General features: G+C 59.0%; 30 protein-coding genes. 10 read left to right on the forward strand and 20 right to left on the reverse strand.

What is annotated here, in order from left to right:
• Nucleotides 1-35: 35 nt before the first annotated feature.
• Entirely contained in the window at nt 36-254 is a 219-nt protein-coding gene (locus FCS96_RS12285) for a hypothetical protein (RefSeq protein WP_138440668.1), read from the forward strand.
• A gap of 84 nt (nt 255-338) precedes the next feature.
• Entirely contained in the window at nt 339-1343 is a 1005-nt protein-coding gene (locus FCS96_RS12290; protein ID WP_138440669.1) for a 2-hydroxyacid dehydrogenase, read from the forward strand.
• 76 nt (nt 1344-1419) lie between these two features.
• Here FCS96_RS12290 and mmsB read toward each other — a convergent pair whose 3' ends face one another.
• From mmsB to FCS96_RS12315, 5 genes are all read right to left on the reverse strand, one after another.
• Entirely contained in the window at nt 1420-2307 is an 888-nt protein-coding gene (gene mmsB / locus FCS96_RS12295; protein WP_138440670.1) for a 3-hydroxyisobutyrate dehydrogenase, read from the reverse strand.
• Between the two features lie 60 nt (nt 2308-2367).
• On the reverse strand, nt 2368-3441 hold the full coding sequence (locus FCS96_RS12300; RefSeq protein ID WP_138440671.1) for an enoyl-CoA hydratase/isomerase family protein: 1074 nt from the start codon (nt 3439-3441) through the stop codon (nt 2368-2370).
• 46 nt (nt 3442-3487) lie between these two features.
• Nucleotides 3488-4267 (reverse strand): enoyl-CoA hydratase, encoded by a 780-nt coding sequence (locus FCS96_RS12305; RefSeq protein ID WP_138440672.1) that lies wholly within the window; start codon nt 4265-4267, stop codon nt 3488-3490.
• A gap of 49 nt (nt 4268-4316) precedes the next feature.
• Nucleotides 4317-5483 (reverse strand): acyl-CoA dehydrogenase family protein, encoded by a 1167-nt coding sequence (locus tag FCS96_RS12310; protein ID WP_138440673.1) that lies wholly within the window; start codon nt 5481-5483, stop codon nt 4317-4319.
• Nucleotides 5484-5576: 93 nt separating this feature from the next.
• Nucleotides 5577-7067: a CoA-acylating methylmalonate-semialdehyde dehydrogenase gene (locus tag FCS96_RS12315; protein WP_138440674.1), complete on the reverse strand. Its 1491-nt coding sequence runs from the start codon at nt 7065-7067 to the stop codon at nt 5577-5579.
• A 162-nt stretch (nt 7068-7229) separates the two neighbouring features.
• Between FCS96_RS12315 and FCS96_RS12320 the strand changes: the two genes are divergently transcribed.
• From FCS96_RS12320 to FCS96_RS12330, 3 genes are all read left to right on the forward strand, one after another.
• Nucleotides 7230-8102: an AraC family transcriptional regulator gene (locus tag FCS96_RS12320; RefSeq protein ID WP_138440675.1), complete on the forward strand. Its 873-nt coding sequence runs from the start codon at nt 7230-7232 to the stop codon at nt 8100-8102.
• Nucleotides 8103-8237: 135 nt separating this feature from the next.
• Nucleotides 8238-8666: an SRPBCC family protein gene (locus FCS96_RS12325; RefSeq protein ID WP_138440676.1), complete on the forward strand. Its 429-nt coding sequence runs from the start codon at nt 8238-8240 to the stop codon at nt 8664-8666.
• Nucleotides 8667-8817: 151 nt separating this feature from the next.
• The gene (locus FCS96_RS12330; RefSeq protein WP_138440677.1) at nt 8818-9618 is read left to right on the forward strand and encodes an oxygen-binding di-iron domain-containing protein; all 801 of its coding nucleotides are present in this window, start codon (nt 8818-8820) and stop codon (nt 9616-9618) included.
• A 48-nt stretch (nt 9619-9666) separates the two neighbouring features.
• Here FCS96_RS12330 and FCS96_RS12335 read toward each other — a convergent pair whose 3' ends face one another.
• Complete coding sequence (locus tag FCS96_RS12335; protein WP_138440678.1) at nt 9667-10002, reverse strand: hypothetical protein; 336 nt, start codon at nt 10000-10002, stop codon at nt 9667-9669.
• A 263-nt stretch (nt 10003-10265) separates the two neighbouring features.
• Here FCS96_RS12335 and FCS96_RS12340 point away from each other — a divergent pair, with 263 nt between their 5' ends.
• Nucleotides 10266-10997 (forward strand): YebC/PmpR family DNA-binding transcriptional regulator, encoded by a 732-nt coding sequence (locus tag FCS96_RS12340; protein ID WP_138440679.1) that lies wholly within the window; start codon nt 10266-10268, stop codon nt 10995-10997.
• A 25-nt stretch (nt 10998-11022) separates the two neighbouring features.
• Nucleotides 11023-11769 carry a glutamine amidotransferase gene (locus FCS96_RS12345; RefSeq protein ID WP_138440680.1) on the forward strand — a complete coding sequence of 249 codons (747 nt, stop codon included), beginning with the start codon at nt 11023-11025 and terminating at the stop codon, nt 11767-11769.
• Between the two features lie 29 nt (nt 11770-11798).
• Here the strand turns inward: FCS96_RS12345 and FCS96_RS12350 are convergent, their stop codons facing one another.
• From FCS96_RS12350 to FCS96_RS12360, 3 genes are read right to left on the reverse strand one after another with little or no spacing between them, the layout of a single operon-like run.
• A complete protein-coding gene (locus tag FCS96_RS12350; RefSeq protein ID WP_138440681.1) occupies nt 11799-12149 on the reverse strand; it encodes an FHA domain-containing protein in 351 nt (116 codons plus the stop codon).
• 15 nt (nt 12150-12164) lie between these two features.
• Entirely contained in the window at nt 12165-12917 is a 753-nt protein-coding gene (locus FCS96_RS12355) for a PP2C family protein-serine/threonine phosphatase (RefSeq protein ID WP_138440682.1), read from the reverse strand.
• The gene (locus tag FCS96_RS12360; protein WP_228264097.1) at nt 12914-14563 is read right to left on the reverse strand and encodes a serine/threonine-protein kinase; all 1650 of its coding nucleotides are present in this window, start codon (nt 14561-14563) and stop codon (nt 12914-12916) included. The genes FCS96_RS12355 and FCS96_RS12360 overlap by 4 nt, the downstream gene beginning before the upstream one ends.
• Before the next feature lie 287 nt (nt 14564-14850).
• Here FCS96_RS12360 and FCS96_RS12365 point away from each other — a divergent pair, with 287 nt between their 5' ends.
• Nucleotides 14851-15210, forward strand: coding sequence for a PA2779 family protein (locus FCS96_RS12365; RefSeq protein WP_228264111.1), 360 nt, complete (start codon nt 14851-14853; stop codon nt 15208-15210).
• Nucleotides 15211-16209, forward strand: a complete 999-nt coding sequence (locus FCS96_RS12370) for a PA2778 family cysteine peptidase (RefSeq protein ID WP_138440684.1) — start codon at nt 15211-15213, stop codon at nt 16207-16209. It begins immediately after the preceding gene.
• Between the two features lie 4 nt (nt 16210-16213).
• Here the strand turns inward: FCS96_RS12370 and FCS96_RS12375 are convergent, their stop codons facing one another.
• The 5 genes from FCS96_RS12375 to FCS96_RS12395 are packed head-to-tail and all read right to left on the reverse strand — an operon-like array spanning nt 16214 to nt 20040.
• Nucleotides 16214-16852, reverse strand: a complete 639-nt coding sequence (locus FCS96_RS12375; RefSeq protein ID WP_138440685.1) for a class I SAM-dependent methyltransferase — start codon at nt 16850-16852, stop codon at nt 16214-16216.
• Nucleotides 16849-17850, reverse strand: coding sequence for a CobW family GTP-binding protein (locus FCS96_RS12380; protein ID WP_138440686.1), 1002 nt, complete (start codon nt 17848-17850; stop codon nt 16849-16851). Before FCS96_RS12380 ends, FCS96_RS12375 begins: the two co-directional genes overlap by 4 nt.
• 16 nt (nt 17851-17866) lie before the next feature.
• Nucleotides 17867-18673 carry an ABC transporter permease gene (locus tag FCS96_RS12385; protein WP_138440687.1) on the reverse strand — a complete coding sequence of 269 codons (807 nt, stop codon included), beginning with the start codon at nt 18671-18673 and terminating at the stop codon, nt 17867-17869.
• The gene (locus tag FCS96_RS12390) at nt 18660-19265 is read right to left on the reverse strand and encodes an ABC transporter ATP-binding protein (RefSeq protein ID WP_138440688.1); all 606 of its coding nucleotides are present in this window, start codon (nt 19263-19265) and stop codon (nt 18660-18662) included. Before FCS96_RS12390 ends, FCS96_RS12385 begins: the two co-directional genes overlap by 14 nt.
• A gap of 10 nt (nt 19266-19275) precedes the next feature.
• Entirely contained in the window at nt 19276-20040 is a 765-nt protein-coding gene (locus FCS96_RS12395; protein ID WP_138440689.1) for a substrate-binding periplasmic protein, read from the reverse strand.
• A 138-nt stretch (nt 20041-20178) separates the two neighbouring features.
• On the opposite strand from FCS96_RS12395, the gene rluF reads away from it, so the two are divergent.
• Nucleotides 20179-21171: a 23S rRNA pseudouridine(2604) synthase RluF gene (gene rluF, locus FCS96_RS12400; protein WP_138440690.1), complete on the forward strand. Its 993-nt coding sequence runs from the start codon at nt 20179-20181 to the stop codon at nt 21169-21171.
• A gap of 14 nt (nt 21172-21185) precedes the next feature.
• Here the strand turns inward: rluF and FCS96_RS12405 are convergent, their stop codons facing one another.
• The 6 genes from FCS96_RS12405 to FCS96_RS12430 form a co-directional block, all read right to left on the reverse strand.
• Nucleotides 21186-22754 carry a bifunctional GNAT family N-acetyltransferase/carbon-nitrogen hydrolase family protein gene (locus tag FCS96_RS12405; protein WP_138440691.1) on the reverse strand — a complete coding sequence of 523 codons (1569 nt, stop codon included), beginning with the start codon at nt 22752-22754 and terminating at the stop codon, nt 21186-21188.
• A 58-nt stretch (nt 22755-22812) separates the two neighbouring features.
• Nucleotides 22813-23355, reverse strand: coding sequence for an RNA 2',3'-cyclic phosphodiesterase (thpR, locus tag FCS96_RS12410; protein WP_138440692.1), 543 nt, complete (start codon nt 23353-23355; stop codon nt 22813-22815).
• Nucleotides 23356-23360: 5 nt separating this feature from the next.
• The gene (locus FCS96_RS12415; RefSeq protein WP_138440693.1) at nt 23361-24119 is read right to left on the reverse strand and encodes an SDR family oxidoreductase; all 759 of its coding nucleotides are present in this window, start codon (nt 24117-24119) and stop codon (nt 23361-23363) included.
• A gap of 60 nt (nt 24120-24179) precedes the next feature.
• Nucleotides 24180-24608, reverse strand: a complete 429-nt coding sequence (locus tag FCS96_RS12420) for an organic hydroperoxide resistance protein (protein ID WP_138440694.1) — start codon at nt 24606-24608, stop codon at nt 24180-24182.
• Nucleotides 24609-24692: 84 nt separating this feature from the next.
• Nucleotides 24693-25412 (reverse strand): SDR family oxidoreductase, encoded by a 720-nt coding sequence (locus FCS96_RS12425; protein ID WP_138440695.1) that lies wholly within the window; start codon nt 25410-25412, stop codon nt 24693-24695.
• 89 nt (nt 25413-25501) lie between these two features.
• Nucleotides 25502-25819, reverse strand: a complete 318-nt coding sequence (locus FCS96_RS12430) for a putative signal transducing protein (RefSeq protein ID WP_138440696.1) — start codon at nt 25817-25819, stop codon at nt 25502-25504.
• Nucleotides 25820-25863 lie beyond the last annotated feature (44 nt).

A 25863-nucleotide genomic window follows, 5' to 3' on the forward strand; every position in this document is an offset into this window, starting at 1 on the left:
TCGGCCAGCAGCTTATTAGGTTCGGCATTGAGCAAATGGGTAAATTCGGTGTGGACCTTGTCTTCACCTATGGCGATCCGAACTATTATTCAAAGGTGGGCTTCAAGCCTGTCTCCCAGGAGATAGCGACAGCACCTTTTGAATTAACGTATCCGGAGGGTTGGCTGGGTCTGTCCCTGACAGGCATTGAAATTAAGCCCCTGCCAGGCGTCACTCGCTGCGTTGAAGCATTCAATGATCCGGCGCTTTGGTGAGCCAACCATGGACTCCGTAGAAGGAATTGTCGCTAACTTTCCCGGTCGTCACCTACCCCGCTAACCGGCTTCCCGGAGGCCCTTATGAAAATGGCCATCTTCAACACCAAGTCCTACGAACGGGACTTCTTCGAGCGCCATAACCAATCGGGCCAACATGAGCTGGAATTCCTCGAACCGCACCTGGACAGCCAGACGGCTCTTCTGGCCGCTGGCTACCCGGCCGTCTGCGCGTTTGTGAACGATGATCTCTCAGCGCCGGTGCTGAGGCAATTGGCGGACAACGGCACCCGGTTGATTGCGCTCCGCAGCGCCGGGTTCAACCATGTGGACCTGCCCGAAGCACAACGACTCGGTCTGACCGTAGTCCGGGTACCCGCGTACTCGCCCCATGCGGTGGCAGAACACACGGTGGCGCTGATTCTCTCTCTCAACCGCAAGATCCATCGCGCCTACAACCGGGTTCGGGAAGGCAACTTCACCTTGCACGGCCTGATGGGGTTTGATCTGCATGGCCTGACCGCCGGCATCGTCGGAACCGGCAGAATCGGACTGGTTCTGGCGCAGATACTGGTCGGCTTTGGCATGAGAGTCATTGCTCATGATCCGATGGAGGGCGATAGCTGCAAAGCGTTAGGGGTTCAGTACACGGACCTGGATGATCTGTTCGAGCAGGCGGACGTGATATCGCTGCACTGCCCGCTCACGCCGGACACCCATCACCTGATCAACGACGCCTCCATTGCGAAAATGAAACCGGGCGTGATGTTGATCAACACCAGCCGCGGCGCCATTGTGGACAGCCGGGCAGTGCTGGATGGGCTCAAATCCGGAAAAATCGGTCATTTGGGGCTGGATGTGTACGAGGAGGAAGCAGACCTGTTCTTCGAGGACCTGTCTGACCAGGTTATTCAGGATGATGTCTTCATGCGCCTGCTGACCTTTCCCAATGTGCTGATCACTGCCCATCAGGCGTTCTTCACCGAGGACGCGCTCAATAACATCGTCGCCATTACCCTGGATAACGTGCGCACCTTTGAAATTTCGGGCCGGTGCGACAATGAAATCAGTCCAGACCTACTGGCCTGACGGCATTGGTTGCCGTCAGGCCAGTAGGTCTGTCATCGCCGAAAAACCCCGAAACGTGTAGAGCTTCCGGCAATCGTTACTCCGGCTTGTACAGGCGCTGGATGCTGGAGAAGTCCAGCGTGCCGTTGCCCTGCCCTGCGTGGATCGAGAACAGGTTACGAGCCAGTGAGCCCATGGGGATGGAAGCCTGGTTTTTCACCGCGTTGTCGAACGCCAACCCCAGATCCTTCGTCATCAGGTTGACCAGGAAGCCGCCCTCGTAATTACGCGAGGCGGGCGCGTTTTCCATCACACCCGGCCACGGGTTGTAGACGTTCAGCGCCCAGTTGCCACCAGAGCTCTGCTTCATGATTTCCGACAGGACAGCCGGATCCAGGCCGTTCTTCACGCCAAGCGCCAGCGCTTCGCTGGTGCCGGCCATCAGGATCGCCAGCAGCATGTTGTTGCAGATCTTGGCGACCTGGCCGGAGCCGTGGGGGCCGGCGTGGAAGATGTTCTTGCCCATGGCCTCGAGAATCGGCTTGGCCTTGGCGAAGGTATCGTCGGCGCCACCGCAGATGAAGGTCAGGATGCCGGCTTTTGCGCCGCCAACACCGCCAGAGACCGGCGCATCCAGGAACGGAATGTTGCGGGCCTTGGCTTCTTCAGCCACACCACGCGCTGTTTCCGGGGCAATGGTGGAAGAATCGATCACCAGGGTGCCTTCGGGAAGCTTCGCCAACAGACCATCATCACCCAGGTAAACTGCTTCCACGTGCTGGCCGGCGGGCAGCATGGTAATGACGCATTCGGCACCTTGCGCAGCTTCGTGCGCGGTGTCCGCGGTTTTTGCGCCTTCGGAAACCAGCGCCTGCACCGCCTCTTTCGATAGATCAAAAACGGTGACGTTGTGCCCGGCTTTCACCAGGTTGCTGGCCATGGGGCCACCCATGTTGCCGAGGCCAATAAAGGTAATCGTTGCCATATCCCTTCTCCTTATTGTTCTAGTCGGTTGAGTGGGCCACCGCTGTCGGTGGCCTTTTGGCTATGCGTTGAAAAAGTCGTCCATCCAGGCGCTGTCCATCTCGGCCAGCGACGCGTAGCGCCACCGCGGCTGCTGATCCTTATCAATCAGCAGTGCCCGGATGCCTTCGGCGAATTCGCCTTTGCTCAGGCACTTCTTCGACAACACCAATTCTTTATCGAGAACTTCCTTCAGGCTGTTGTGCTTGCAGCCGTGCAGATGGCCCCAAACCAGAGCCAGAGACGTGGGCGACGCCGACGCCAGCGACTTGGTCGCCTTGGCCAACCAGCTGTCACCACCAGACAGCTCGTTGAGCTGGCTGACCACCGCTTCCAGGGAATCGGCATCGGTGACGCGATTGATCTCGTCGTAATGGCTGCGGATCGGCGATTCCGGCATTGCATCAGAACTTTGCTGCTCAAACTGACGCAGAACGCTGCCAACCACGGCATGTGCGTTCTCGCCCTGCCAAGCTTGTTTGCGGAGCTCACTGACGACATCGGCTTTCAGTTCATGCTTGATAAAGCGGTCCGCCAGTCCGGTAAAGACTGCGTCGGCACCGTTCATGCGCGCGCCGGTCAGGCCCAGGAACATCCCGGTACGGCCAGGCGTGCGGTTCAGGAACCAGCCAGCGGCAACATCCGGGTAAAGGCCAATGGTGATCTCCGGCATGGCCAGCTTGGACTTTTCAGTAACTACACGATGCGAGGCGCCTTCCATGATACCCATGCCGCCACCCATGACGATGCCATGACCCCAGCACACGATGGGTTTGGGGAAGGTGTGCAGCAGGTAATTCAGCTCATACTCTTCGGTGAAGAAAGCTTCGCCTTCGCTGGCGCCCTGGGGCTCAGTCATGCTGCGATACAGGGCCACGATGTCGCCACCGGCGCAGAATGCCTTGTCACCTTCCGCTTCCAGCCAGACCGCGCCAATGCGCGGATCTTCGGCCCAGCGCTTGAGCTGGGATGTAAGCAGGCGAATCATTTCCAGCGACAGGGAATTGAGCGCTTTCGGCGTATTCAGGCGGGCCACGGCGATCAGTGCGTCGTCACCGGTGGTCCACTCTTCAAAGACAATGGGTTGGTCAGTCATAGCGTTTCCTTCAGCCGCCGCCCGGCAGCGGCTCTCCAGCAATTTGTTAGCGGTTTTTCCAGTCCGGTGTGCGCTTTTCCAGGAAGGCGTTCACGCCTTCTTTCTGGTCTTCCGTGGAGAACAGCTCCACGAACAGTTCGCGCTCCATACGCCAGCCGTCGTCGTGGCTGCGGCCGTCGCGGGCGCTCATCACCAGAGTTTTGCAGCGGGCCGTTGAGGACGGGCTTTGCTTACAGGCCATTTCCGCCAGCTCCAAAGCCTTATCCAGGCTGGTACCCGAGGGAACCACTTCTTCCACCAAGCCAATCTGCAGGGCCTTGTCGGCCTTGACTCGCTCGCCGCACAGAATCATGCGCTTGGCCCAGCCTTCACCCACCAGCCAGGGCAGGTTCTGGGTGCCACCGGCACACGGCAGCAGGCCAACACCAGCTTCCGGCAGGGCCATCTGGGCGTGTTCTTCGGCAATGCGAATATCGCAGGCCATGGCACATTCCAGGCCGCCGCCCATGGCGTAGCCGTTTACCGCCGCGATAGAAACGCCACGGAACTTGCTGAGCTCGGCAAAGGCCTCACCGAAGAGCTGCGCCATCTGGTTAGCCCGGGCCTTGTCGCCGTCGGCGAAGGTTTTCAGGTCGGCACCGGCCGAGAAGAACTTTTCACCCTGGCCGGTGACCACGAGTGCGAAGATGTTCCGGTCGGCGTTCAGTTCACGGATGGTTTCCTTGAGTGCCGGCAGGGACTCCGCCGTCCAGGTATTGGCCGGCGGATTATTGATCGTCAGTACCGCAATGTGTCCGCGTTTTTCGAGCTGAATCAGATCGCTCATTGTCTGTCTCCCCTTTCCTTGCGGTGTTCTTGGTTCTCTTTGTATCGCCTCATTGGATCGCTTCGGCCACGCCGTCTTCGAGCAGGCGACGGGCGACAATCAGGCGCATGATTTCGTTGGTGCCCTCGAGAATCTGGTGCACCCGCAGATCCCGCAGATAACGCTCAATGGGGTACTCGCGGATGTAGCCATAGCCGCCGTGCAGCTGCAGGGCTTCGTTGACTATCTCGAAACAGGCATCGGTGGCGAATCGCTTGGCCATGGCACAGTGCAGCGTGGCTTCGGTGTCGCCGCTATCAAGCTTGAACGCACCCAACCGCACCATCTGCCTGGCCGCTACCAGGTTGGTCGCCATGTCGGCGAGCTTGAACTGCAGGGCCTGGAAGGCCGCCAGCGGTTTACCGAACTGTTCACGCTCGTGCATGTAGTTGCGGGCCCGCAGCAGTGCCGCCTGGGCGCCACCGAGGGAACAGGTGGCGATGTTCAGGCGGCCACCGTCGAGGCCTTTCATCGCAATGGCAAAGCCGTCGCCTTCCTCGCCCACACGATAAGAGGCCGGAACGCGTACATTCTCCAGGCTAATCATGCGAGTTGGCTGACTGCGCCAGCCCATTTTTTCTTCGTTCTTGCCGTAGGTGATGCCGTCGGTGTCGGCCGGGATCACAAAGGTGGAAATGCCTTTGGAGCCGCTGTCCGGCGCTCCGGTACGGGCCATCAGCACCAGGATGTCGGTACTGCCGGCCCCGGAAATAAACACCTTGCTGCCGGTGATCAGGTAGTCATCGCCATCACGGACCGCTTTGGTGCGCAGGCTGGCCGCATCGGACCCGGCTCCGGGTTCGGTCAGGCAGTAGGACGCCAGCCACTCGCCACGGGCGAGTTTGGGCACCACTTCCTGTTTCAGGTCGTCAGAAGCAAAACTAGCCACCATCCAGGTCGCCATGTTGTGAATCGTGATGAAGGCCGCGGTGGAGGGGCAGGCTGCGGCCAGTTCCTCGACAATCACCGAGGTATCAAGCCGGGACAGGCCCATACCGCCCAGGGCTTCCGGCGTGTACAGGCCCATAAAGCCCATTTCGCCGGCTTCCTTCATCACGTCCACGGGGAAGATATGCTCGTCGTCCCACTTGGCCGCGTGCGGCGCCATGGATTTCTCCGCGAACGCACGTGCTGCTTCCCGGAACGCCAGCTGGTCTTCGGTCAGGTTAAAGTCCATCGAATCACTCCAGATCTAAGTAGGCTGGTAATGGCGGGGAAAAAAGGGGGCCGGAAACAGGTTCCGGCCCAAGTTACCCCACCTTCAACACACTCAACGCAACTGGATAGAGAAGTTCGCTTCGGTGCTGGCCTCGCTGGAGAACCAGCGTGAAGTGACGGTTTTCGTCTCGGTGTAGAAACGCACAGCCTGCTTGCCGTAGGCGTGCTGGTCACCGTAGAAGGAGCCCTTCCAACCGGTGAAGGAGAAGAACGGCAGGGGTACCGGGATGGGGATGTTCACACCCACCTGACCCACATCAATCTCGTGCTGGAAGCGACGGGCACAACCACCGGAAGAGGTGAAGATGGAGGTGCCGTTGCCATACGGGCTGTTATTGATCAGCTCGATGGCCTCACCCAGGCTGTCGGTTTCCATGCAGGACAGAACCGGGCCGAAGATTTCTTCGTTGTAGATGTCCATTTTGGTGGTCACGCCTGAGAACAGGGTCGGTCCCACCCAGTTGCCGTCTGGCAGACCATCAACGGTGCAACCGCGGCCGTCCAGCAGCAGGTTGGCGCCCTGGGCCTCGCCAGTGGCAATCAGGGACTCAACGCGGTCCTTGGCTTTGGCACTGATGATCGGGCCGTAGCTGGCGCCGGAATCGTTCCAGGCACCCGGCCGAACCTTGGCCATGGCTTCTTTCAGTTCTGGAATCCACTGCTGGGCTTCGCCCACGAATACGGCAACGGAGATCGCCATGCAGCGCTGACCGGCAGCGCCAACGGAGGCCCCTACCAAGGCATTGATAACCTGCTGCTTGTCGGCATCCGGCATGATGACCATGTGGTTCTTGGCACCGGCGAAGCTCTGTACACGCTTCATGTTGCGGGTACCGGTTTCATAGATGTATCGGCCAACCGGTACGGAGCCAACGAAGGACACGGCACGGATGGCCGGATCGGTCAGCAACACATCTACCTGCTCTTTGCCACCGTGAACAACCTGCAGAACACCCTTGGGTGCACCGGCCTGTTCAAACAGCTCAGCCAGACGCATCGGGGTCAGCGGGTCCTGCTCGGACGGCTTCAGAATGAAGGTGTTTCCGCAAACAATTGCCATCGGGAACATCCACAGGGGAATCATGGCCGGGAAGTTGAACGGGGTAATACCGGCACATACGCCCAGTGGCTGGATCCAGGAGTGGGTGTCCACTTCCCGGGCTACGTTCTCAACGGTCTCACCCATCATCAGTGAGGCCACATTGCCGGCATGTTCAACCACTTCGATACCGCGCCAGACATCGCCTTTGGCGTCTTCGAAGGTTTTACCGGTCTCTTGCGACAGAATTTCGGCAATCTCGTCGTGGTGCTCTTTTAACAGAGCCTGGTAGCGCAGCATTACACGGGCGCGCTCGGATACCGGGGTTTCTTTCCAGGTCTTGAAGACTTCACCCGCGTACTTGATAGCCTGCTCCATTTCCGCGTGGGTAGTGCACGGAGCCTTGGCGATCACTTCGTTGGTGGCGGGATCGGTAACGTCGATCCAATCCTGGGTCTGGCTTTGAATAAATTCACCAGCGAGGTACAGAGGTACGTTTTTCATGTTGAAGGCCCTGTTTGTTGTTATGAGGAAAGCAAGCCAAAACCCGCGGGTTCTGACCACGATGATAAGAAGACTAGCACGGTGCTCACGCAAGAGTGATTGACTAAATTTCGCTCCTGATGGACTATCTTTCGATCTCGCATTCGACTTATGGCGACTACGATGCCCCAAACCTCACAGTGGCCGGTACCCCAGGACAGCGTCCGTTACGTGGTACCGGACCCCATCATTAAACTATTGGCCAGTCATCCCCTGACTCAGGACCTGTACCCCCTGGCATTTGGCCACTACCGCCGCGCGGTTGGGCACCACATGCACCGGGAACACCACAGCGACTATCTTTTGATCTACTGCACCGAAGGCAAGGCGTTCCTGAACGTGCTGGGCGAGCCTTACACCGTAGGCCCCGGGGACTTGCTGCTACTGCCAGCCGGCGCCCACCATCGCTACACCTCGGACCCGGACAACCCATGGACAATCCATTGGGTGCATTACACCGGGCCTCTGGCTGAGGAATTTCGTCATTACATGGGCTTTGGCAACACTCGCATCCGCCATCTGGGCCGACAGCCCCGGTTGCTCGTGGATTTCAACGGACTGTTGTCGGTGCGCCAGACCGGTTTCCGGGCCCGGGGCCTGATCCACGCCGCCAACCGCCTGCGGCAGCTGATGGCGGCGGTGCCCCTGAGCGCCGATGAAACCAGCCGTGAACAACAGGCGGAGCTGGATACCATCCACAATTACATGCGCGAGCACCTGGATGAGCGGGTCTCGCTGGATCAACTGGCCGATCTGGCCGGCCTGTCACCGGCGCACTTTGCCACCCGCTATCGGGAGCAGACCGGCAGCTCACCAATCCAGCATTTCCTACACCTGAAAGTGGAACGGGCGTGCCAAATGCTGGATACCAGCAATCTGAGCTTCGCGGACATCAGCAGGCGCCTGGGCTACGACGATGCCTACTATTTTTCCCGGTTATTCAAGAAGGTGATGGGACAATCGCCCCGTGATTACCGGCACACGGCGAGGCACTGAGCTCTTTGCACTGAGCACTGCGATTCGGGCCAGAGTCACATCTGGCCATTACGGCGACTTTTGTTCGAAAAATTAAACGGATACCCTTGAGAAAAAAACGTCTAACCTGACAGCACCTACAATAAGAGTGAACCCATGGCCTCCTATACCATTGAAATCAACGAAACCTTTAACGTGCCCCGCAACCGGGTGTTCGCCCTGTTTGCCGACCACAAGCGTTTTGGTCAATTGCTCGGCGCTCCGGTCAAGCGCATCAAGGACAGCGACCAGGCTGACCCCAACGGCATAGGGTCGGTCCGAAAAATCGGTATTGGGCCGATTGGTCTGAAGGAAACGGTACTGAGCTTTGAACCAGATTCACTGATCGAGTACACCATCACCAGCACGAGCCCGATCAAAAACCATCTCGGCCGGATCCGATTCGAAGACACGGCTGAGGGTCAGACGCGCATCAATTACACCATCATTTTCGAGGACGTTGTGCCATTCACCGGTCGGGTGGTAAGCGCCACACTTGAGCAGGGTATTCGCCGGGGCCTTAAACGCGTTCCGCAGCTCGCATAACAAAAAAAAATCGAAAATTCAGACGATTAGTGCAAGAAAAACCGTTTTTTGACCTGCAGCAAACGCCTCGCCTGGCCGATCTTGTAATCTCCGCTCCCTCCGCAGTCCCGGCCCAAGTGGCCGGCGACTCCACACCAAACGGGAGACCGCTATGGCAATCGAGCCGATTGTTCTGTTTGATAACGGACACCACAAATGTCTGATGTTTGATTCACTGGTGACTGGCGAAGGTGTCCAGTCCAATCAGTTTCTTGTGGTCGATGGCAAACACGAAGCCCTGATTGATCCAGGCGGTGATCTTACCTATACGCCGCTCTCAGTGGCTGCCTCGCGATACATGAACCTTCGTGACATGGACTATGTGTTTGCCTCCCATCAGGATCCAGACATCATCGGCGCCATTGATCGCTGGATCGTTCACACGAAAGCCAAAATCGTGACCTCAAAATTGTGGGCTCGATTTTTACCGCACCTCGTATCCAGCTACGTGACCACAAAGTTAAGTGGCAGCGTCTATGATCGCATCGTAGGCGTGCCCGACGCCGGCGCCAATGTGAAGTTTGGGGATTCCTACCTCCAATGCCTTCCTGCACACTTCATGCACTCGGTTGGAAATCTGCAGTTCTACGACCCGGTCTCAAAAATTCTGTTTTCAGGTGACCTGGGAGCGTCAATGGGTGGTGAGGATGAACATCTGCCCGTGCAGGATTTCGATCGGCACATTCCTAGCATGATCGGCTTTCACCGCCGCTACATCGCTTCACAAAAAGTCTGCCGCCTTTGGGCAAACATGATCAGGGATCTTGAGGTGGATATGATCGTGCCCCAACACGGCAAGCGCTTTGAGGGGGAAACCATGGTGAATCGCTTTTTGGATTGGGTCGGCGACATGGAATGTGGGATCGATTTGATGACGCAAGAGAACTACCGCCGCCCCGTAGACTACGTCTGATCGGACAGAAACAGCCCCGGACGGCTGTTCCAGGAAGGTTGACACCGGTCAGTAACCGCCGCCACCCCCGCCTCGAGGATCGGAGCCTTTCTTGTACTTCCGGTCCCGGTCCATCATGTCTTTTTTTTCTTCCTCGCCTGCGGCGGTCGGGGGCATGTTTTCCAGATCCTCAATGGTTGTCCGACCGCCCGGTTCCAGCCTCATTTCACGCCCCATTCCGGTGCGACTCTGGCGCCGCATCATGGTGTCATCCGAGTGCATGCCTGGCTGGCCGTCCATCATCATTTGCTGGCGTTCCTTCTGCCGCTCCCACTGGTCGGCGGTTGCCGAGGTGTAAGGCAGCAACACTGCCAGGGCCAAGGATCCAATAAGCAGTTTTGTCATCGAGTTACCCTCCCTTTTATGGCCGACCATCCCCGGCCACGGGAACTACTCTGAGGGGACCACCGTTAACTTCCCTCGTCCCCACTACAGAGACACTCTGAATGCGCCTTTGTTGCAGCAAGGAGATTAAACCTGCGTTTCCTTACAACAATTTCATCCAAGGCTTAAACCACGGTTTCGAACTCCCTGCCAAATAAGCCTGTTCCCTTCAGGATTTGTTCAGTAAAATTCCGCCCTTTCATAAGAAACAAGAGGCAGCGCAGATGGGCAGAGCCTACCAGAACCGCAAAGAATCCATGGCCAAGACGGCCGCGGCAAAAACCAAGGTCTACAGCAAGTACGGTCGTGAGATTTACATGGCCGCTAAATCCGGTGGCACAGACCCGGACGGCAACCTGTCCCTGCGTGGACTGATTGACCGTGCCAAGAAAGACCAGGTTCCGTCTCACGTCATCGAGAAGGCCATCGATAAAGCCAAGGGCGGCGCCGGCGAAGATTATTCCGCGGCTCGGTATGAGGGCTATGGACCCGGCAACTGCATGGTGATCGTAGACTGCCTGACCGACAACCCGAACCGCACCTTTGGTGATGTTCGCCTCGCCTTTACCAAGACCAAGTGCAAGATCGGCACCCCCGGCACCGTGTCACACATGTTTGATCACTGTGCCATTTTCGCCTTCAAGGGCGAGGATGAAGAGACGGTACTAGAAGCCCTGATGGACGCCGACGTCGACGTAACTGACATTGAAAACGAAGATGGCCTGATCACGGTATTCACCCCGAACACCGAGTATGCCAAGGCCCGTCAGGCGCTGACCGATGCGTTCGAAGGCATCGACTTCGACGCCGACGAAATCCAGTTCCTGCCAAAGACCACCACACCGGTTGAAGGCGACGACGTTCCGCTGTTCGAGAAGTTCTATGACATGCTGAACGACCTGGACGACGTGCAGAACATCTTCCACAACGCCGAACTGCCGGAACAGGCGGAATAAGCCACAGGCCCAACAGGAAGCCAACATGAGCGAACCACGCCCACAGAGCCAGCCGGCCCGGGTTGTCATCCTCAAGACCGGAACCACCTACCCCAGCATTCGGGAGGTTCATGGTGATTTCGAGGATTGGTTCGTTCGTGGCCTGTCGTCGGACCTGGCGCTCACGGTTATCAATGTGGAGCAGGGCGAGCTGCCAGGCTCGCCCGAGCAATGGGATGGCATTGTGGTCACCGGCTCTCCGGCCATGGTCAGCGATCACGCTGACTGGAGCGAGAACACGGCACGCTGGCTAGCCGAGGCGGTTAAACAGCAGATTCCGGTCTTCGGAGTGTGTTACGGGCATCAGCTCCTCGCCCACGCTCTGGGTGGCGAGGTTGGCTACCATCCTGAAGGTCGGGAGACTGGCACCCGCTCCATTGAGCTGACTGCCGAAGCCGCTGCAGACCCGCTGTTCGCGACTCTTCCGGGCTCCTTCAAGGCCCAGCTGACCCATAAGCAGTCGGTACTTGGACTGCCCGCAGGTGCCGTTCTGCTAGGCCGAAGCAACTTCGAACCACATCAGGCGTTTCGGGTTGGCGAATGTGCCTGGGGCGTGCAATTCCATCCGGAATTCACCGACACAGTCATGAAAGGCTATCTGAATGTCCAGGCGCCGGAGCTGATTGCCGAGAATCTGGATCCGAACGCCCTGTTGGCGGCCGCCGAGCCTGCGCCAGTCGCTTCAAGCCTGTTACAGCGCTTCTCGAACCTGGTCATGAACCGCCAACGCTGAGTCCTTCTTAATGTGCCCCGGTGGGGCTTTCAGTCCAGAATGTAAGCGGTTTTCTCCAGGGAATTCTCTTCTTCGTCGACAAAACGGAATTCGTTCCAACCTACCCGAACCATGTCGTTGCTGTTCAGTCGCTGGCGGCTCTCCAGGCGGATGTCGTTCACGAAGGTGCCGTTGGTGCTGTCACTGTCGGTGATGTAGTAATCGATGGTGTCATCCAGGTAGGCGTTCGGCACCGCCTCAATTACCGCATGCTGACCACTCACCGAGATCTCATCAATCTGGATATCATTTTCGGCGCGCCGCCCGATTCGGGTTTCGGGTTGATCCAGCTCGAACGTGTTTACCACCACGTTATCCACCAGCTGTGAAAAGGTTGCCATCTCAGGTTCCTCTGCTTAGTTCAGGGTCAACAACACAACGGACACGTTGTCCGATGCCAGATTGTCCAGGGCTGTCTCAATCAGTGCTTCAACCGCAGACTCGCCACTGTCAGCCTGCTGTATGATGTCTTCCCACTCCGGCTGTGACACCGAATTGGTTAATCCGTCGGAGCACAACATGAGGCTGTCGCCGGGCTCAAGGGTCTGCCGGGCGTAGCTGATTTCCAGCGGCTCCATGGCACCCACGGCCCGGGTCAGTACGTTCTTGAACGGCACATTGGGGACATCGGCCTCGGAAATGCTGCCATCGTCGAGCATGTTCTGGACCACGGTGTCATCCCGGGTCAGGCAGGTGCCCTTCCCTTTTCGAATCAGGTAGCACCGGGAATCACCAACATGAGCGATGTGGGCAGTAGTGCCATCCAGCCAGGCCGCCACCAGGGTGGTACCCATCTTGTCGAGCTGGCTGTCTTCGGCCCGGCGATCTTGAATTCGCTGGTTGGCGAGAGCGAATGCTGCCATCAGGTTGTCGTGGGCACTCATTTCCTGCTGATCCAGATCCCCCGAAAACAGTCGCGGTGTGAGTGACTCCATGACCGCGTCAGCCGCCAGCCGGCTGGCAATTTCGCCGCCCTGATAGCCACCCATGCCATCGGCAACCAACATCAGGGCCGCGCAGGCATCCTCGCGAACCTGCCACACAGCCACATCCTGATTGCTTTCCCGGATAGCTCCGGTGTGACTTCGCCCTGCAACCGTTATGCTCATGACGACACCTCCCTGGCTTCTCTGACCGCCAGACGGCGTACCGCCTCGGCCATAGTGGCGGCGGACGCAAAACGCTTATCCGGTTCGCGCTGAATCGCCTTGTTGATCAACCGCACCACGCCATTGGGAAGCTCGGCATTGAATTCGCGCACACTGCGCGGGCGCTTGTTCAGAATCTGGTAGGTCAGGTTGGCCAGAGTATCGCCCTGGTAGGGCGTCGCCCCGCTCACCAGCTTGTAGAGCGTGACCCCAAGACTGTAGATGTCCGAAGCACCGGTTACCTTCTGCCCTTTGAGCTGCTCCGGCGACATGTACAACGGACTGCCCATGACACTGCCGGTCTTGGTGCGGGAATCGTCGGAGATCTTGGCGATCCCGAAATCGGTGATCTTGATGGCCCCATCGTTCGGGTTATAGATGATATTGCCCGGCTTGATATCCCGGTGGACCACCTTCTTGCTGTGGGCGTAGGCCAGCGCATCCGCCGCCCGGGCGATAATCTCAAGCACCGTTGGTAACGGCAGCAGCCGACCCGGCTTGCCAAAGTCGCTGAGCGGGCGGCCCTGGGCATAGTCCATGGCGATGTAGGCGAGGTCGGCTTCTTCGCCAACGTCGTACACGGTCACGATGGAAGGATGATCAAGCCGGCCGGCGGCCTCAGCCTCCCGAAAGAAACGCTCTTTGAGTTCCGGCAGATGGCCATCATCAAAAGCCTGGTAGCTCAGGGTCTTTATGGCTACGGTGCGGGCGATTTTCGGGTCCTTGCCCAGGAACACGACGCCCATGGCGCCCCGCCCCAGCTCCCGCTCGATTTCATAGCGGCCCAGGGTGGGGCGGCTCAGGGACTGTTCCGGCATCAACAGCGTGCGGGTGCTGTCGAATCCGCTGGGCTGGACCAAGGCAGACTCGGTCGACAATTTCTCCAATGCCGACAGGCGCTCACTGGCATCCCGGAAGTTCTTCCGTTGCTCCAGGATATGGCCGTAACTCGCGATGGCTTTTTCATACTGACGCTTGCGCTCCTGCTGGATCGCAATGTCGTATCGTAGCTCCAGAGCGGCATCACAGGTGGGGCAGCCCTGCAACGCGTTAACCGCTTCATCCGTATTGCCCTGTTGCAGCAACAGCCGAGCCAACTGCAGCCGCGCCTCTTGCACGTTCGACTCCAGCGACCGGATTTCCCGATTGGGCTGCAGCCAAAACAGCATTACCACGAAACCCGCGACCAACAGAGTGATCACCTCGCCCAGCGGCAGCCACTCGTTCCGATAAAAGGTCAGCGCGGCCTGAAGCACTACCAATGAACCTCCCAGAAGCAATGTTACTGGCAAAGCGACCGCCACGCCCATTCTCGGAACGGCAAACGCGAGGTAAAACGAGGAGCCGACCAGGGCGATGCCCATGGCCAGATCGGTCCACAGGGGCTCGGACAGGGCTCGTGCCGCCAGAATGTTCGACATCCCACCAAGCGGTATGGGGACTGGTCCATTGCCGGCGTCGGGGGCCCCCATCAGGCCGAGAAAAACCCGGTCGGCCCAGCTGAGAAATTCCAGTTGTTCTCCCGCCAGCGCAAACACCACCGCCGCAAGAACCACCAACAACCTCAGGCTAAACAGATGCGAGCACAGGAAGATTAGAGTGTTCACGAGTCACTTTTCTGTAAATGGTTGATCTGGCTAGTTTAGAAACAGTCAAGGCCAGGCGATAGCGTCAAAGAAGTGTTTTTTGTAAGGGTTTGTTCGCTTGAGAGAAGGCTCAAAACTTTCGAAATGGTTCAGCACATTTACTTTTTTGCGGGGAGCGGATCCGGATGATGACCAAACCGTATGTTGAACAATTACCTATGTCTGGTCTATGGTCAGATCACACCAATCAGAAACAGGAGCCAAAGATGTCCGGTATTAGAAAACACCTTAGGTACGTTTCGTTTTTCATGGCCTTGATGCTGAGCCTGGGCTCTGTATGGTCCTCCACAGCCACTGCCGCCATGGTCGGCACTGGAGAAATGATTACCGGACAGGAAGTCCAGCTCGATCGTCAGCAGCTGATGGATATGCTGGAGCAACAGGAAGTGCAGGATAAGCTGGCCGATATGGGCGTCAGCGAAGATCAGGTTCGGGACCGCATTCAGAATCTCACACCACAGGAACTGGCGGAGTTTGAGCAGCAGCTGGCGGAAGCGCCTGCAGGCCAGGGTGTCGTTGGCGTCATTGTGCTGTTCCTGCTGGTGTTCATTGTTACGGACATGCTCTGCGCAACCAACATCTTCCCGTTCGTGAACTGTATCAGGTAAGTGTTCTTTCTCTTCCCACCCAAGCCGGCCAGTCGCCTGGTCAGTCTATTACTGATCCTGCTGCTGGCCGGCTGCAGCACAAGCCCCAAGTGGCCTGCCGCTGACGACAGTACGGCGTCGCTGCAGACGCGCACGGTGCTGAACGACGTCCCCTTCTATCCCCAGGAGCTTTACCAGTGCGGCCCGGCTGCCCTGGCAATGATGCTCAACAGTCAGGGCCTGAATACCAATCCGGACATACTGCGAGATCTGGTGTATATACCCGGCCGGGAAGGCTCTCTGCAGGTGGAAATGGTGGCCGGGGCACGGTCCCACAACATGTTGGTCTATACCCTGGATGGCGAGCTTGAGAGCCTGCTGCGTGAGGTGGAGGCCGGCAACCCGGTGCTGGTCATGCAGAACCTTTTCTACAACTGGTGGCCACAATGGCACTTTGCGGTTGTGATGGGTTTCGATCCGGAAAAGCAGACCATCATCCTGCACACGGGCACCCGCGAGCGTCACGAGACCAGCGTGGAAGTGTTCGCCAACACCTGGGCCAGGTCCGATAACTGGGCGGCGGTGATCCTGCCGCCGGACCAGATCCCGGCGACGGCGACGGCACTGCAGTACCTGAGTGCCGCCAACGACCTGGAAACCACCGGGCGCACCAATGCCGCCATGACCGCCTATCGCACAGCCGAACGCCGCTGGCAGGATCAGCCCGCCGCCATTCTGGGCCAGGGCAACATCGCCTACACTCGCCAGCATGTGCAGCAAGCGCGCAAGCATTTTGACCGTCTGGTCACAAAATTCCCGAACGAAGCGGTGGGCTGGAACAACCTTGCCCACACTCTGGGTGAGCTGGGCTGCAACGACGAAGCTGCCATCGCGCAACAGTGCGCTGCCGCGCTGGCACCGGATCGGTTCGAATCACAAGTGGAATCGCAATCAGACCGAGTACATCCAGACCACTGTTCCGTGCCGGCCTGCCCCGCCCTGCCCCAATCCAGGGATTGAAGCGTTAGCGAGGCTTCCGGAACAAGGCCACGTCCTTTCTCGGCACCACCAACTCCCACCCGAGCTGATCGCCGATAACCGCCAGCGTGCGCTCCCGGTAAAACACCACATGGGTGGGATCACGCCGGTAGTGCCAGTTGGCAAAGCGGGCGTCGTCGGTCTGGAAACAGGTCATGACGCCTAGCCAGCCACCGGGTTTGAGCAGGCCATCCATTTGGCGGAAGACCTGGGCCGGCTGATGAAGATGCTCAACCACCTCGGTGCAGGTCAGGAAATCGTACTGGCGCTTCAGCGCCTGGTCGGAGTCGTGGAAAAAGGGATCGTAAAGACTCATCGCCATGCCCGCCTCGGTGAGCATACCGGCAAGTGCCGGCCCTGGCCCGCAGCCAAAGTCCAGGCCCGCCATTCCCGGCTGGAGACGCTCCAGCAGCGGTTCGGTCAGCTTGCTCAGGAATTTTTGATAGCCGGGATCCTCAGCCTCGTTTTCATGGAAATCGTAGATCGCCCGTTCCTCAGAAGCTGACAGGCGGCAGCCGTGCGCCAACAAAGTGGCCTCACAGACCTGACAACGCAGGTATTGCTGGGCCTTGACCACCTGGAAATCTTCCAACTGGCCCTGCTCGCACACCGGGCACTCAGTCATGGTGTTGCAACACACTCATCTGCCAGGCCGGCCGCCGCTTTCATTGCCTGATCCAGCTCGGCGTCCGACAGCGGCTCTGCGCTGATGGCTTCCAGTCGGGACAACTCACGGGCGTCGCTTTCTGATATAGACAGTGAGCCATCGACCATATTCAGGGTCCGCCAGCCCTCAAGGCAGTGAACCACAGCCTTGAAACGCTCAAATCGGCTGTCCATCGCCAGCGCCATGAGCGATTGCTCGTCGAACTGGATCTCGGGGTGAACTCGCCAGCCCAGGCTGACATAGCCCTGCCCTTCGTTTCTAACCAGTTGCCACGGCTGCTCCTGGATGTCCGGCGCGGGGGCTACCGTCTTCTGGTGATGGTGATCGTGGGCATGGGGTGAGCTGACCGCGGGCAGGCTGGTTTCGCCATCCAGCCACTCGGACCTAAGCCGGCCATGATGGGTTTTGAAAATCGCCTTCTTAGCCGGCGCCAGGGCAGCGGCCCAGCGATCAAAGCCTTCGATTTGCTCCGGCGAAGCCACATCCGTTTTGTTAGCCACCAGAATATCCGCGGCCGCCACCTGATCCCGAAACTGAACGTTCTCCAACACCCGGGTGTCTTCCAGTTTGCGCGGATCCACCAGGGTAATTACGGGGCCCAATGCCAGCACGTCGGCGTAGTGCTCGCCGGTCAGGGTTTCCAGGATTTTTGCCGGGTGCCCAAGGCCGGTGGGCTCGATGATCAGGCGGTCTGGCTTGGCCTTGTGGATCAGCATATTCAAACCCATCTGCATGGGCAGACCGGCGACACAGCACATGCAGCCACCAGGCACCTCCCGAATGAAGGCGCCCTCAGTCTGGAGCATGGCGCCATCAATGCCGACTTCGCCAAACTCATTGACGAGCACGGCCCAGACTTCGCCCTCAGGCTTGGTTTTCAGCAGATCCAGTATGGCGGTGGTCTTGCCAACGCCGAGGAAACCGAGGATCAAGTTGGTTGGAATGGGTTGTTTCATGGAAGGGGTTCTAACCTCATTGGTTCTTTTGGTGCACCAGCCGGTCCAGCCGCAGCCGCTCGCGATCATCGAAGAGTCGGCGGCTGCCCCAGGATACTGCCATCAGGGTGCCGAATCCGGTGCCGACGGTAATCGTGAGCATCACCAGGATCTGGTATTTCACCGCAACGGCGGGTGGGCTGCCAGCCAGAATCTGGCCCGTCATCATGCCTGGCAGGCTGACAATGCCGGCGGCGGCCATGGCGTTGATAGAGGGCATCATACCGCTGCGCATGGCGTGTCGGCGAATATCTTCCAGAGCCTGGCTCCAGGGCTCCCCGAGCATCAGCCGGTTTTCGATGATCGAGCGCTGGCTCCATACCGACTCGTTCAGCCGATCCAGGCTCAGAGCAACGCCGGTCATGGTGTTGCCCAGCATCATGCCCAGCAGCGGGATAGCATACTGTGGCGCGTACCAGGGCTCTGGCCCGATCACCACCACCAGGGTCAGCACCGTCACGGTGAACGAGGACACAAACATGGCGCCGGTACCAATACAGAACGCCCAGACACCGCGCAGGCGTCGCTGCTGCCGCGCCATCACTTCACGGCCGGCCACCAGCAGCATGATTAGCGCCAGCAAGGCAATCCAATAGAACTCCGAAGAGGCAAACAGGGCTTCCAGCACCAGCCCGATAAGCGCCAGCTGGATAACCGTTCGGCTGGCAGCAACCAGCAGGCTGCGGCCAATACCCAGCCGGGTCGCCAGGCTTACCCCGGCCAATGCCAGAATCAGCAGCGCCGTCAGCGCCAGTTTCCACCAGGCGAGATCAATGACTTCCATGAACGGGCTCCAGTGTGCTGCCCTGGATGCGGTAGTGCCGGCTGGCAACCCGCTCGATCTGGCCGATATCGTGGGCGATCCAGATCACGATCAGATCCCGGGCGCGGATTTCCTCCAGCAGCCAGTTCTCCACCTGGTGGGTCATATCCTGGTCCAGATTCGCCGTTGGCTCATCCAGCAGCAGAACCCGAGGATGACGCGCCAGGGCGCGCGCAATGGCCAGCCGTTGACGCTCGCCTGACGACAACCGGCTGACGGTCCAGTTCATGGTTTCCGGGGGCAAACCCAAGGCACTGGGCAGCGTGCGCTGTTCTGGTTCGAAGTGGGCGCCGACGTCTTCATACCACCACTGGCTATCGGCGGGCACCATCATCACCTGCCGACGCCAGCGATGGCCCGGCACCGATCCCTGCTGTATCTCATCCAGCGCCACATTGCCCTGGTGCGGGTCGAGATCCGCGATGGCCCGAAGCAAACGACTCTTGCCAGAGCCGGACGGTCCGGACACACAGACAATATCGCCACCCTGGAGGGACAGGTTCACCCCTTCCAGCGTACCAACTGACAGTTTATCGAGCGTGAGTGTGGTCACTGCTATCTCGTTAGAGCCCGCTGGATGGCCGATCGGCGATGAGGTTAGCCGTTTTGTAGAGTTTCAGAGCGTTGGAAAAGTTGACAACAAAGTTCTCAGGCATGTCACGTCGAAATGTAAGGTAGACCGGTCCACCGCTGACTGGCGTAGCCGACATAGCAATCTTGCCAGTCAGCCCCAAGCGCTCGGCTTCGGCCATCACCACATAGCGGTTCGACAACATCGCGTCAATTCGCCCCAGCATGAGCATCCTCAACCCGGAGTCGATGCCGGGAATGGCAATACGCTCGAATCCGGTGGCGTTTTGAATCTCCCCAGAGTAAACGTAACCCGGCGAAACGCCAATCTGTAATCCAGCCAGGGACTCGAGCCCCGAGAACACCACAATGTGGCTTTTCCGGGACACTACCACCGTTTCACTAAGCAGGAGATGTTCATGCGGAAACCGGTATTGGCGCTTCCGTTCATCGTTGATACCAATCCCAATAATGCCGTCACGCTTGCCTTCGAGCACCATGCGCTGGGCCCGCTTCCAAGGCACAAATTCGACGGTGGCCTCATGCCCCATGTTGGTGAGTACTTCCCGCGTAACCTCCCATAAGATACCGGCAGGGCCCTCGCCGGTATCGTCTATCAAGGATGGCCATTCCTCAGTGACCAGACGCAGCCGTTCGGCGGACGCACCCGAGGCCACTGTCATTAGTACCAGCAGCGTGAGTGCGCTCAGAGTCCGGAAGCCGACAGGGGAAAAGTGAAAAATGTGTTTAGAAATCATATATTACGCTCACCTGCCGGTTTGCCTTGATCTATGTCCGAATCATGGCAGAGCGAGGGAAAAAGCGCCAGCACGGAGGCTGTAAGGCCGGTATACCCCTGTTATCATGGGCGAACCCAGTCACCCAACGGACCCCCGATGACCAACACTTCCTCCACCCGTCTGAACAAATACATCAGCGAAAGCGGACTCTGTTCGCGGCGGGAGGCCGACCGTTACATTGAACAGGGCAACGTGTTCATCAATGGCAAGCGGGCCACTGTGGGCGATCAGGTATCACCAACCGATACGGTGAAGGTGAACGGGCAGGTGATTGAACCCCGGGCCGAAGAAGATCTGGTGTTCATTGCAGTGAACAAACCCGTGGGCGTGGTCAGCACCACCGACGACGCCGAACGACACAACATCCAGCGTTTTGTCGGCCACAGCGCGCGCATATTCCCCATCGGGCGGCTGGACAAGGATTCCCAGGGCCTGATTTTCATGACCAGCAACGGCGACCTGGTGAACAAGATCCTGCGTGCCGGCAATAATCATGAAAAGGAATACCTGGTCACCGTCGACCGTCCGATCAACCGGGAGTTCGTGCAGGGCATGGCCAATGGCGTGCCGATCCTTGGAACGGTCACCAAGAAGTGCAAGGTGCAGCAGGAATCCCGCTTCGTGTTCCGGATCACCCTGGTTCAGGGGCTGAATCGACAGATCCGCAGGATGTGTGAGCATTTCGGCTACGAGGTAACGAAACTGGAGCGGGTCCGCATCATGAACGTCAGCCTGGGCGGTCTGCCCGTAGGCCAGTGGCGCGACCTCACCGACAAGGAACTGGCGGTGCTGTTCGACGCCATCAAGAATTCTTCTTCCGAAGCACCGGCTGGCGCCCGGAGGCAAACCCGCATCCAGCCTGGCAACCAACCCGGCAAGAACAAGCCCGCCGGTTCTGCACCAGGCAAACGCCCGGGTGGCAAACCCCGCAAACCTGGCGCCGGCCCCAAGCCCTCCAGCAAGCCTTCAGGCAGACCATCTGGCAAACCGCCTGGAAAGCCTACGGGCAAACCCGCTGGCCGTCCGGGCTCCTCCGTCCCCGGACGGGGCAAGCCGAAAAAGCAGCGCCAGCGCAGCACCAAACGGTAGCCGCACCGGCCTGACTACTCTCCGCGCCAGTTCACGCTGTAAAGATCGTGCCGGCGATCCTGCAGATTCTTCACCGTGCCGCTGTTGCGCGCGGTGATCAGCACTTCCGGCCTCAGATCGGCGAACGCCACCGTTTCCACGTTGGGCTCGGTATCCGCAGCAATGCCGTCCCGGGCGAACGGGAAATCACAGGGGGTGAGAATGCAGCTCTGGCCATACTGGATTTCCATGTTCGGCACATTGGGCAGGTTGCCGACGTTGCCGGACAGCACCACGTAGACCTGGTTTTCCACCGCCCTAGCCTGGCAGCAATACCTCACCCGCAGATAACTCTGACGCTCATCGGTGCAGAACGGTACAAAGACAATCTGCACGCCCTGGTCCACCAGGTGACGGGTCAGCTCCGGGAATTCCGCATCGTAACAAATGAGCACACCAATGGGGCCGCAGTCGGTTTCAATGGCGCTAACCCGATTGCCACCCCGCACATTCCACCAGTAGGCCTCGTTTGGAGTCGGGTGGATCTTGGGCTGAGTAAACACCTGGCCATCGCGCAGGCACACGAATGCTGTGTTGTGCACGGTGCCGTCTTCTTCCCGCACCGGCGTGGAGCCGGCAATAATGTTGATGTTGTACCTGAGCGCCAGATCCCGCATCAGGTCGCGAAACCGGCCGGCATAGTGAGTGACCGCCGCAAACGCGTCGGCAGCGCTGCCATCCCGCCGTTCGATCGAGAGCAACTGAAGGGTGAACAGCTCCGGGAACACCACAAAGTCGCCTTTGTAGGTGGACACCACATCGACGAAATAACGAACGATGTCGCTGAATTCATCGAACGACGCCACCGGGCGCTGCTGATATTGCACCGTCCCTACCCGCACCGTGTCCGGCATACGCTTGCCATAGCGCTTGGTTTTTTCTTTCAGGCCTGCCTGGGGCACTTTCGGGTTACGCCAGACCAAGTGAACCCCGTAGCCCAGGGAATCATGATCGGAATCCAGGTAGTGGGGGATGACCCCGTGGACTTCGAATCCATTATGAAGCTGAAACGACAGCACCGGATCGGACTGCTCCTTGGACTTGATGGCCTCGATGTAGGCCTGCACCGAATCGTACTTTTTCAGCCGCTTACGCAGGGTTGGCAGTCGCCCGGCAAACACCACGCCCTGCAGGCCGAGCGTCTGGCACAGCTGCTTGCGCTCGTTGTATAGGCGCTCACCTATCCGATAACCGCGACATTCCGGGTCGACACACACTTCCATTCCGTAGAGCCAGTCGCCCTCCGGATCGTGGCGAGAGGCGTAGCCATTGCCGGTGATAGAGGTCCAGTCGTGGGGTGCCAAGGCAATATCACCGGCGATCCGGAAGGTCGCGCAGTAGCCCACTACCGTGTCTCCGAGCATGGCCACAAACTGGCCATCGGGGAAGGTATTGATCTGGCCGGTGAGAGGGCCCTTGGAGTAGCCGTACATGCCAGTGCCTTCGTAGACACGGCGACTCAGGGCGATAATTCCGGAAAGGTCAGACAGGGATGCATTACGCACGAACAGACGCTGATCGGGATCCGAAAACGGAGGACACATAAACACCTCAAAGAAGGCGCAGAAGTACCTTCATCTTTGGTGAGCCAAGCCAGTTTCGTCAAGGAGATTCGGTGAGGGGGAAACGCTCTACCACAGTGTAATCGGAGCCCCTGACGCCCTGGGTGCTTTGCAGCAGGACAAAGTCACGGACCGTCACGGCGCCAAATTCGTCCTCGCCGTGTTCGGCCAGCAGGGACTGCACTGAGCCTCGCTGCTTTTTAAAACGCGCCAGAGTGATGTGGGGTCTGAACGGGCGCTTCTCGAACGAGAACCCGAGAGAATTCAGGCGCTCTTTCAGGGTTGCGTGCAGAGCGATCAACGGCGCCTCAGGAGTAACGCCCGCCCAGAGGTTTCGGGGTGTCTCCGGCTGGCCAAAACAACCCAGCCCGCGGACGTGCAGATCAAACGGCGGCAGCGACAAATCCCGCAAGGCCAGGCCGATGCCCGGTACGGTCTCTTTTTGCACATTACCGAGAAACAGCAGGGTCAGGTGCAGTTGCCCATCGCTCTGCCATCGGGCTCCGTCCACCGGCGCCTTGATGCACAGGAGCGCCTGCCTGACCGGCTCTGGCATCTCCAGGGCAAAGAACAGACGCTGCATTCGCGCTAACCCTCGTAGATCATTTTGCGCACCATGCCGCCGTCGGCCACGAAGTTCTGTCCCGTAATGAAAGCGGCTTTGGGCGAGATCAGGTAGTCCACGAGCGCGGCGATATCATTGGGCACACCCACGCGCCCGGCCGGGTGCTGACGGTGGTCATCCTGAGTCAGCGGCGGTACGCCCTCGGAGCTGCCCTGATGGGCGCGGGTATCGATCCAGCCCGGGCTAATGCAGTTCACTCGAATCTCCGGCCCAAGGCTGACCGCCAGCGAGTGGGTCAACGCGACAATGCCCCCTTTGGTGGCGGCGTAGGCTTCGGTGTCTGGTTCGGATTGCAGGGCGCGGGTCGAGGCCATGTTGACGATGGCACCGCGGCTTTTTCTCAAATAAGGAACGGCGTGTTTGGTGACGAGAAAGGGGCCGGTCAGATTTACATTGAGGCGACGCTGCCAGTCTTCCAGGCTCAGGTCTTCGATGGGCCCGGTCTCCGGATCGGCAACACCGGCGTTGTTGATGACAGCATCCAGCTGACCACCCCACTCCAGCGTTACCTGCAGCAAGCGCTCAACATCGGCTTCCCGGGCAACATCGGCCGGGACAAACTTCAGCTGGCCGGAACCGGCTTGCGCAAGTTGCTCGCCAATCTGGGCGTCGGTGTCGCAGAACACCACACGCCAGCCTTGCTGCGCCAGGTACTGGACAATGCCGCGGCCGATACCCTTGGCGCCACCGGTCACCAGCGCGACTAGGTCAGATTGATTCATTGTGGTCTCCTGAAACGACAGCTGCCGGGGTTTCCCGGCAGCCGCAAGCTCTCATTCAGTTTAGTCGACGCGCTTGAGGGTAACGTCGATATTGCCACGGGTAGCGTTGGAGTATGGACATACCTTGTGAGCTTCACCAATCAGCTGCTTGGCCTGGGCGTCATCCATGCCGGGCAGGCTGATGCGCAGCTCAACTTCAATACCAAAGCCGCCGGGAATCTGGCCAATGCCCACAACGCCTTCAATAGAGGCATCTTCCGGCATTGCCAGCTTGTCGCGACCGGCAACAAACTTCATGGCGCCGATAAAGCAGGCGGAATAACCCGCGGCGAACAGCTGCTCCGGGTTGGTGCCCTTGCCACCAGCTCCGCCCAGTTCCTTCGGTGTGGTCAGCTCCACATCCAGCACGCCGTCTGAGGAGACGGCGCGGCCATCACGACCACCAGTGGCTTCTGCCGAGGCGCGATAGACTACTTGTTCAATGGACATAACACTCTCCTTGCTCTTCGTTGATGATGGCAACCCAAGATCAAACTCTCAGGCCTTGCCGGAATTCAGATGAGGATACAGACATTACCCTAAGCCGTTGAGCTGGCTTTTTGGAGTCGGCCGCACCAGGATTTCGTTCACATCCACATGGGCCGGCTGCGAGACCGCGTACATGACCGCGTTGGCCACATCTTCGGGCTTCAGGGCATGTTCCGGTTGCTCGTCGAAAAACGGTGTATCGACCATGCCGGGTTCAATCAGGGTAACGCGGATGCCGGAGCCACGAAGTTCCTCGCGTACGCCATAGCCAATCGCTGATACCGCCCACTTGGTGGCGCTGTACATGGAGCCGGGGATAGTCACCCGGCCGGCGGCCGAACCGGTCAGCAGCAGCTGGCCCTTGCTCTCCCTCAGCGCGGGCAGGCAGTGCTGGACGGTAAGGCCCACGCCGTAGATGTTGGTCAGGATCATGTCTTTCCAGACCTCGGGATCGGCCTTGCTGAAGCCTCCGGGCTCTCCACCGCGACCGGCATTGGCGAACACCGCATCAATCTGGCCGAACTTGGCCAGCGCCGCATCCACCATAGCCTTCTGATCGCCGCTGTCCTGGACATCACACTGAACCGTCAACACCTGATCGCCGCCGCCGAGCTCCTTGCCCAACTCCTCCGCTAGTGCGTTGAGTTTGGCTTCGGACCGCGCCGCCAGCACCAGCCGGTAACCCTGCTTTGCGGCTGCCCGTGCCGTGGCGGCGCCAATGCCCGAGGATGCACCTGTGATGAGCATAACTGGCTGATTGGCCATAAACCTTTTCTCCCATGTGATGAACGTGTTGAAGAGACTACGGCCGCAGGAGCGCGACCGATCAGTGATGCGTCAAAGACAGGGCGAAATCAGTAGGCGTTGATCAGAACAACCGCGACCACAGCGAGCGCCAGCAAAAACCAGCGGGCGTAAAAATCCGGTTTGTCGTCACCTTCATCGGACGCAACGGCGGCATGTCCGCCCGACTCGTACTCCCGCACCAGTTCCCGGGCACGATACAGATCATCGTCGTCAACATGGACATTACTGAAGCCAGCGGCGCCGATTTCGCCCATGGCTCCCTGCAGGTAATGCCCGCCCACGTGGGCCTCAATACCGTTGGCATTGAGGTATCCGGCAACAATATGGGCTTCGGTGATATCCCTGGCCCGGTAAGCTATTTGCATCGCCCTACTCCTTCTGTGATCTTTGAGGGCAGCACCCACCCTGA

Source organism: Marinobacter alexandrii (assembly GCF_005871205.1).
GTDB lineage: Bacteria > Pseudomonadota > Gammaproteobacteria > Pseudomonadales > Oleiphilaceae > Marinobacter > Marinobacter alexandrii.